Source organism: Kineococcus rubinsiae, assembly GCF_011839805.1.
Lineage (GTDB): Bacteria > Actinomycetota > Actinomycetes > Actinomycetales > Kineococcaceae > Kineococcus > Kineococcus rubinsiae.
This window is the reverse complement of record NZ_VWPY01000031.1, coordinates 49,442-55,519: the sequence shown is the minus strand read 5'-3', so window position 1 is coordinate 55,519 and position 6,078 is coordinate 49,442. Positions and strand designations below refer to the sequence as shown.

The 6,078-nt window shown below is 78.1% G+C and carries 6 protein-coding genes and 1 pseudogene; 1 reads left to right on the top strand and 6 read right to left on the bottom strand.

Going from position 1 to position 6,078, the window contains the following annotated elements:
• From F1544_RS14970 to F1544_RS14955, 4 genes and pseudogenes are all read right to left on the bottom strand, one after another.
• A pseudogene (locus tag F1544_RS14970) lies at window positions 1-205 on the bottom strand (hypothetical protein); the annotation flags it as partial.
• Complete coding sequence (locus F1544_RS14965; RefSeq protein WP_208971925.1) at window positions 202-993, bottom strand: FAD:protein FMN transferase; 792 nt, start codon at window positions 991-993, stop codon at window positions 202-204. The gene F1544_RS14965 and the pseudogene F1544_RS14970, both read right to left, overlap by 4 nt.
• On the bottom strand, window positions 990-1,529 hold the full coding sequence (locus F1544_RS14960) for an FMN-binding protein (RefSeq protein WP_167586745.1): 540 nt from the start codon (window positions 1,527-1,529) through the stop codon (window positions 990-992). The genes F1544_RS14965 and F1544_RS14960 overlap by 4 nt, the downstream gene beginning before the upstream one ends.
• A gap of 5 nt (window positions 1,530-1,534) precedes the next feature.
• On the bottom strand, window positions 1,535-2,944 hold the full coding sequence (locus tag F1544_RS14955; protein ID WP_208971924.1) for a ferredoxin reductase family protein: 1,410 nt from the start codon (window positions 2,942-2,944) through the stop codon (window positions 1,535-1,537).
• A gap of 155 nt (window positions 2,945-3,099) precedes the next feature.
• On the opposite strand from F1544_RS14955, the gene F1544_RS26455 reads away from it, so the two are divergent.
• Window positions 3,100-4,155 carry an FUSC family protein gene (locus F1544_RS26455; protein ID WP_167586743.1) on the top strand — a complete coding sequence of 352 codons (1,056 nt, stop codon included), beginning with the start codon at window positions 3,100-3,102 and terminating at the stop codon, window positions 4,153-4,155.
• Here the strand turns inward: F1544_RS26455 and F1544_RS14945 are convergent.
• Together F1544_RS14945 and F1544_RS14940 are read right to left on the bottom strand one after the other, a co-directional pair.
• A complete protein-coding gene (locus tag F1544_RS14945) occupies window positions 4,139-4,777 on the bottom strand; it encodes a hypothetical protein (RefSeq protein WP_167586741.1) in 639 nt (212 codons plus the stop codon). The genes F1544_RS26455 and F1544_RS14945 overlap by 17 nt on opposite strands.
• Window positions 4,778-4,904: 127 nt before the next feature.
• A complete protein-coding gene (locus F1544_RS14940) occupies window positions 4,905-6,050 on the bottom strand; it encodes a citrate/2-methylcitrate synthase (protein ID WP_167586739.1) in 1,146 nt (381 codons plus the stop codon).
• Window positions 6,051-6,078: the final 28 nt, after the last annotated feature.

Genomic DNA, 6,078 nt, shown 5'->3' with positions numbered 1-6,078 from the left:
GCACGAGGCCCAGCGCGGCCCCGGCCAGCACGAGCCGGTGCCGGCGGCGCGGGTCGCGGGTGGGAGGTGCCGCGGGCCACGACCCGGCCGGGGGCGGCGCGTCGAGGGGGCGGGGGGCGGTCACGACGACGCCCTGCAGGGGCTCGGTCGGGTAACGGCCGTCGGTGGGTTCCCACCGCGATCCGCTGGGCTGCTGCTGGTTCACCACTGGCTCCTCTGGACGTCGGGTACGGGGGTGGTCGTGCCGTCGGCCCACACGACGAGGCCGGTGCGGCCCGCGCGCGTGGACAGCCAGGTGGCGGCGTCGGGTCCGAGGGCGAACGCGGCCGTCGCGTCGATGTCGGCCCACGTGAGGGAGGCCCCGACGACGGTGACCTGGGCGACGGCCGCGGGGGCGGCGCCGGTGCGCGCGTCCACGACGTGGGCGCCGCGGTGGGCGGTGCCGGAGGTGGCGACGGCCCCCGTCGACACCGGGACCCGCGCCAGGAGCCGCTGCGGCGCGAACGGGTCCTCGATCCCGATCCGCCAGGGTTCCGCGGCGGGGTCGAGCGTGCGGCACAACAGGTCCCCGCCGCCGGACAGGCAGAAGTCCGTCTCGTCCAGCGCCCGCAGGGCCGCGGCGGACCGCTCCAGCGCCCAGCCCTTGACGACGCCGCTCGGGTCGAGCCCGAACCCGCCGTCGCGGCGCGGGCGGTGGACGCTGAACGCGCCGCCGGAGGCGTCGGCGGCCGCGTCGCCCAGGGCGAGCACCTCCGCGACCTCGGGCGGGCAGTCGACGACGTCCACCTCGCCGCGGTCCAGCCGGGAGATCCACGAGTCCGCCCGGTAGGTGCTGAACACGCTCTCCGCCCGGGCGAGGGAGTCCACGGCGTCCTCCCACGCGCGCCGTCCGGCGGCGTCGTCGGCGTGCCGGCCGCGGACGGCCAGGCTCACGGGGAACCCCATGACGTGGGCGACGCGGCGGACGGTCCGGGAACCCGTCGCGGTGGTCACAGCCCCGCCTGGTCGAGCGCGCTCTGCAGGGACTGCAGGTATCCGGTGCTGGTGACCGTGGCGCCGCTGACCATGTCGATGTCGGCGCTCTGGGCGCTCAGGGTCTCCTGCACCAGCTCCGGCACGGCGTAGGCGTTGATCTCCTGGTCCCGGCCGTTCCCCGTCGGGAACTCGACGACGTCGACCGCGGTGATGGTGGAGCCGTCCGTGGTGATCCGCACCTGCACCGGGCCCCAGCGGGTGTCGGCCGCGTCGCCGGTGACGGTGGTCGTGCCCGCCGCCGAACCCGAACTCGCCGAACCGGAACCCGTCGACCCGGAACTCGTGGAACCCGAGCTCGTGGAACCCGAACCCGTGGAACCCGAGCTCGTGGAACCGGACCCCGCGACCGCGGTGCCCACCGCGACGGTCCCGGCGCTCGCGGTGGGGTCGGTGGAGGTGTGGTAGCCGAAGAGGAGGACGAGCGCGGTGAGGGTGCTCATGCCGGTGACGACGAGGCGCCGCCGGCGGCGGGCCTCCGGGACGGGGGTGCTCATGGTGCTCACGCTCCGAAGTCCTCGAGGTGGAGCCGCTCGGCGGGGACGCCCGCGGCGGTGGCGGCGCGGTGGACGTCGGCCGCCCACGCGCGGGGGCCGCAGACGAACACGTCGCGGTCGGCGATGTCGGGGACGAGCAGCCGCAGCGCGCGGGTGTCGTCCACGGGCGGGGTGCCCGGCCCCAGCCAGGAACCCTCGGCACGCCGCGAGCCCGGCAGGTCCACCACGCGCAGACCGCGCTCGCGGGCCAGCACGGTGAACTCCGCGGCGAACAGGGGCCGGCCGCGGTGGCGGTGCAGCAGGACGGCCTCGCCCGGCGCGTAGGGCAGGGCTTCGGCGAGCGCGCGCAGGGGCGTCACGCCGACCCCGGCGCCGATCAGCACGACCCCGGGGCGGGTGCGGGCCCGGGCGCTGAGCCGGCCGTGCGGGCCCTCGACCAGGGCGCGGGTGCCCGGGCGCAGCCGCAGCAGCCGCTGCCCGCCGTCGCCCTCGGTGCGCACGCTGATCCGCAGGCTGCGGCCGTCCGGCGCCGCGGACAGCGAGTAGGGGTGGTTGCGGGTCCAGCCGGGGCCGTCGAGGAACCGGAACCCCAGGAACTGCCCCGCCTCGGCGCCGAGCCCCGCCAGGTCGTGCCCGGTCAGGTAGACGGAGACGACGTCGGTGTCCTCGCGGACCACCGAGGTCACGACGAGGCGGTGCCGGAGGCTGCGCCGCAGGGGGAGCGCGATCCGCCACACGAGGACGGCGGCCGCGGCCGCGGCCCACGCGCCCCACCAGAACACCGTCCGGGCGGGGGAGGCGAGGAACTGCTGACCGGTCCAGAGCTGGTGCGGCAGCGCGAGCCCGGCGCCCAGGTAGCCGTAGAGGTGGACGAGGTGCCACGACTCGTAGCGCAGCCGGCGGCGGGCGGCCCGGACGCTGGTCACCACGACGGCGACCAGGGCCAGCGTCGCGGCCGTCGCCAGCAGCACCGCCGGGTAGTGCACGACGAGGTCCCAGGTGGTCGCGGGGACCTGCCCCACCTCCCCGGCCGCGTAGCCCCAGACGATCGTCACGAGGTGGACGAGGAGCAGGTCGAAGGAGGTGAAGCCGACCCAGCGGTGCACCCGGGCGAGCCGGTCCTGGCCGAAGGCCTGCTCCAGCACGGCGACCCGGGCCATGAGCAGCACCTGCACGAGCAGCAGGAGCGAGGCCGTCAGGCCGCTCCAGCGCCCGACCGAGGTGAGGCCGCCGGCCCAGCCGCCGAGGTCGCGCAGCCCGCCGTCGGCGGCCCACCACCACGTGACCAGGAGCAGCGCGCCCCACAGGGCCGTGCCTGCGGCGAGCCGCACGGTCGCGTCGCGGCGCGCGCGCCGGCCGTCGACCGCGGGTGCGGGCCGGGCCGGCGGTGCGGGGAGCAGGGTGCTCGCGTCCACGGGTGTCCTCCATCGTCCGAGTGCCTGCGCCCAGCGTCGGCGCCCGACCTCGCGGGGACCCAGGCAGGACCTGAGGGGACTCTGTGCGTCCGGGGCCGCACGGGGTCCGCCACCATGGACGGCACACCGACGGCGACGGAGGAGGTCGACAGGACGTGGGATCGCACCGCGCGGAGCGGGGCCCGGGCTCGGCCCTGGTCGCGGAGCTGCTCACCGTGGAGCCGGCGCCGGGCGCGCACCGCGTCGCCGTGCGCGCGGGCGGCTGCCTGCTCGTGTCGCTGGTGGTGCTGGCCTCGCTGGGGCACCTGGAGCTGGCGCTGTACGCCACCTTCGGGACCTTCGCGTCGGTGCACGGCGGCCGCGCCGCCGTGGCCGGGCGCTGGCGGGTGCAGGCGGGCCTCGGCGTCGTGCTCACGGCCGCGGTCGCCTCCGGGGCGGCCGTCGGCACGAGCCCGCACCGGCTGACGCTCGCGGTCGTCGTCGCGGCCCTGTGGGCGGCGCTCGCCGCGGCCCTGTCCGACCGGTTCCACTGGCGCCCGCCGGGCCCGCTGTTCGCCGTCTTCGCCGTCGCGGCCTGCGGGTCGGTGCCGACCAGCGCGACGGGCCTCGTGCGCGCGGTGGCCGTCGCGGCCGGGGCCGCGGTCCTCGCCGTGCTGCTGGGCCTGCTCGAGCGGGTCTTGGCGCCCGCCGTCCCGGCGCCCGCGCCGCCGCCGCCGTGGGTGGCGCACCGGCGCGTCGTCCACGTCGTGCGGTGCGCCCTCGTCGTGGGGGTCGCGGGCGGCCTCGCGGTGGCCGGCGGCCTGGGGCACGCCTCGTGGGCCATGGTCGCGGCCGTCGTGCCCCTGTCGGCGCCGTCGCTGCGGGGGCAGGTGCTGCGCGGCGTCCACCGGGCCGCCGGGACGCTCGTGGGCGTGGTGCTCGCCGCGGTCCTGCTGCAGCTGTCGCTGCCCGTGCCCGCGGTCATCGCGGTGGTCGTCGCGCTGCAGGCCGCGACCGAGCTGCTGGTCACCCGCAACTACGGCGCGGCCCTGGTGTTCATCACCCCGCTCGCGCTGGTCTCGGTGCAGCTGGCGGCCCCGCAGCCCGTGGGGGCGCTGCTGCGGGACCGCGTGGTGGAGACGCTGATCGGCGTCGCCGTCGGGCTGGCCGGTGCCGTCGTGACGCGGGGGCGGCGGGCGGACCCGCCGCCCCGCGTCACGTCCCCGACGTAGCCGTCGCGCTGGGGGAGGCGCTGGGGGCCGTGGGAGCCGCCGGGGCGTCCGGGGCCGCCGGGGCCGCCGGGGCGTCCCCGGCCGGACCGCGGCCACCGGGCCGGCCGGCGCTGTTGACCCGATCGGTGACCCGCTGCGTCAGGTCCGCCAGCCGCTCGTCGGCCTGCGCCTGGGTCAGGTCGCCGTCGCTCACCTGCGTGGCGATGCGCGCCTTCTCCGCGTCCACCAGCGCCGCGACGAGGTCGTCGACCGCGACGTCCTGGTCGGCCGCCACCTGGGCGAGCGTCTTCCCGCCCTGCAGCGCGGTGCGCAGGTCGTCCTCGCTGAGCTTCAGCGTGGTGGCGGCGGTGGCCAGGTCGGGCCCGCCGGCGCGGCCGTGGGGACCGTGCCCGCCGCCCGGGCCGAGGTCCGCGGACCCCAGCGTGGTGGCGACCTCGTCCGCCTGGTCCTGTGAGATCGACCCGTCGCCCACGAGACCCGCGAGCGCGTCCTTGATGGCCTCGATGCGGGACGTCGGCGCCCCGCTGGTGGCGTCGTCGGCGGCGGACGCCGACCCCGACACGGCCAGCCCCCCGATGCCGATGGCGCCGATGGCCAGTGCTGTCGCGATCTTCTTCCTCACGACCTGCTCCCCTCTGCGTCGACCGGCTGGTCCGGTCGTCTCCAGGACGCTCGCCCCGGCGCCTGTGCCGGGCCTGTGCCCGGTGCCCCCGGGTTCCTGTGCAGCGCAGCGTTCCCCCAGCACCCGCTCAGCGGCGGGGCGGCTCACCCGTGTAGAGGCCCGCGGCGCGGAACCGGACGCTGGGCTCGGCGAGCTCCTCGAGGCCGTGGGCGACCCAGCCGGCCAGACGGGCCACCTCGAAGAGCAGCTCGCCCGCGTCGCCGGGCAGGCCGTGGGCGTGCTGGAAGGCCGCCAGGGCCAGGTCCACGTTGGGGAGGTCGTCCACGGCGTCGCGCAGCACCTCCACGGCCTCGCGCACCGCGCCGTCGGGCAGGGTCTCGAGCAGCGCCTCGGCGCGCGGGTCGCGGGTCGCGTAGAGGACGTGCCCGAAGCCGGGGACCGCGACGCCCGCGCGCCAGCGCTCCGCCAGCGCGGCCAGGGGGTCCGCGAGCGCCTCGGCGAGGAAGCGGTGCGCGACGGTGCTGGCGGACCCGTGCGCGTCGCCGTCCGCCGCGGCCAGGCCCGCCGCGAGCACGGAGTAGGGCGTCGCGCGGGCGCTCGCGGCGACCCGGGCCGCGAGGGTGGACACGGCCAGGCCGTGGTCGGCGAGCAGCACGAGGACGGGGTCGAGGAGCTCGGGGGCCGGGGCGCCGGGCAGGGCCGACGACAGCCGCCCGGCCACCGTCGGGTGCTCGCGCGCCGCCAGGGCGGCCGTCAGCACGGCGATGACCCGGGCGCCGGTGCGGGCGAAGGCGGCGGGCGAGGGGTCCGCGCGCAGCGGGTCCGCGGCCCCGAGCACGGCGACCCCGACCCGCAGGTGGTCGCTGCGGCGGGCCGTGGGCGGCAGGACGGCGACGGCCCGGCGCACGAGCGCGACGAGGTCGGCGGGCGCCTCGAACGGGCCGTCGGTGAGCTCGCCCGTCCAGAGCAGCCGGGCCACGGCCTCGAAGGAGGCCGTGCGGGCCAGGTCGACCGCGCGGTGCCCGCGGTAGTGCAGGTCGTCGCCGTCGAGGGAGGTGATCGCCGTGCGCACGGTCTCGACCACGCCCGTGGGCACCCGGTCGGCGCGGCCGCGGCCCGCGAGGCGGTCGACCTCGTCGGCGTCGAAGACGCTGCCGCGGGTCCCGGGCCGGCGCCGGCTCGTGAGCAGCCCGCGGCTGACGTAGGCGTACAGCGTCTGGGGCTTCACCCCGAGGCGGTGCGCGGCCTCGGCGGTGGTCAGGACGGTGGTCACGGTTGATCCGATCAACGTTGACGACTCG

Excerpts from the sequence above, each read along its gene's own strand:
- F1544_RS14960 (WP_167586745.1), bottom strand. The coding sequence starts at position 1,529 with ATGAGCACCCCCGTCCCGGAGGCCCGCCGCCGGCGGCGCCTCGTCGTC.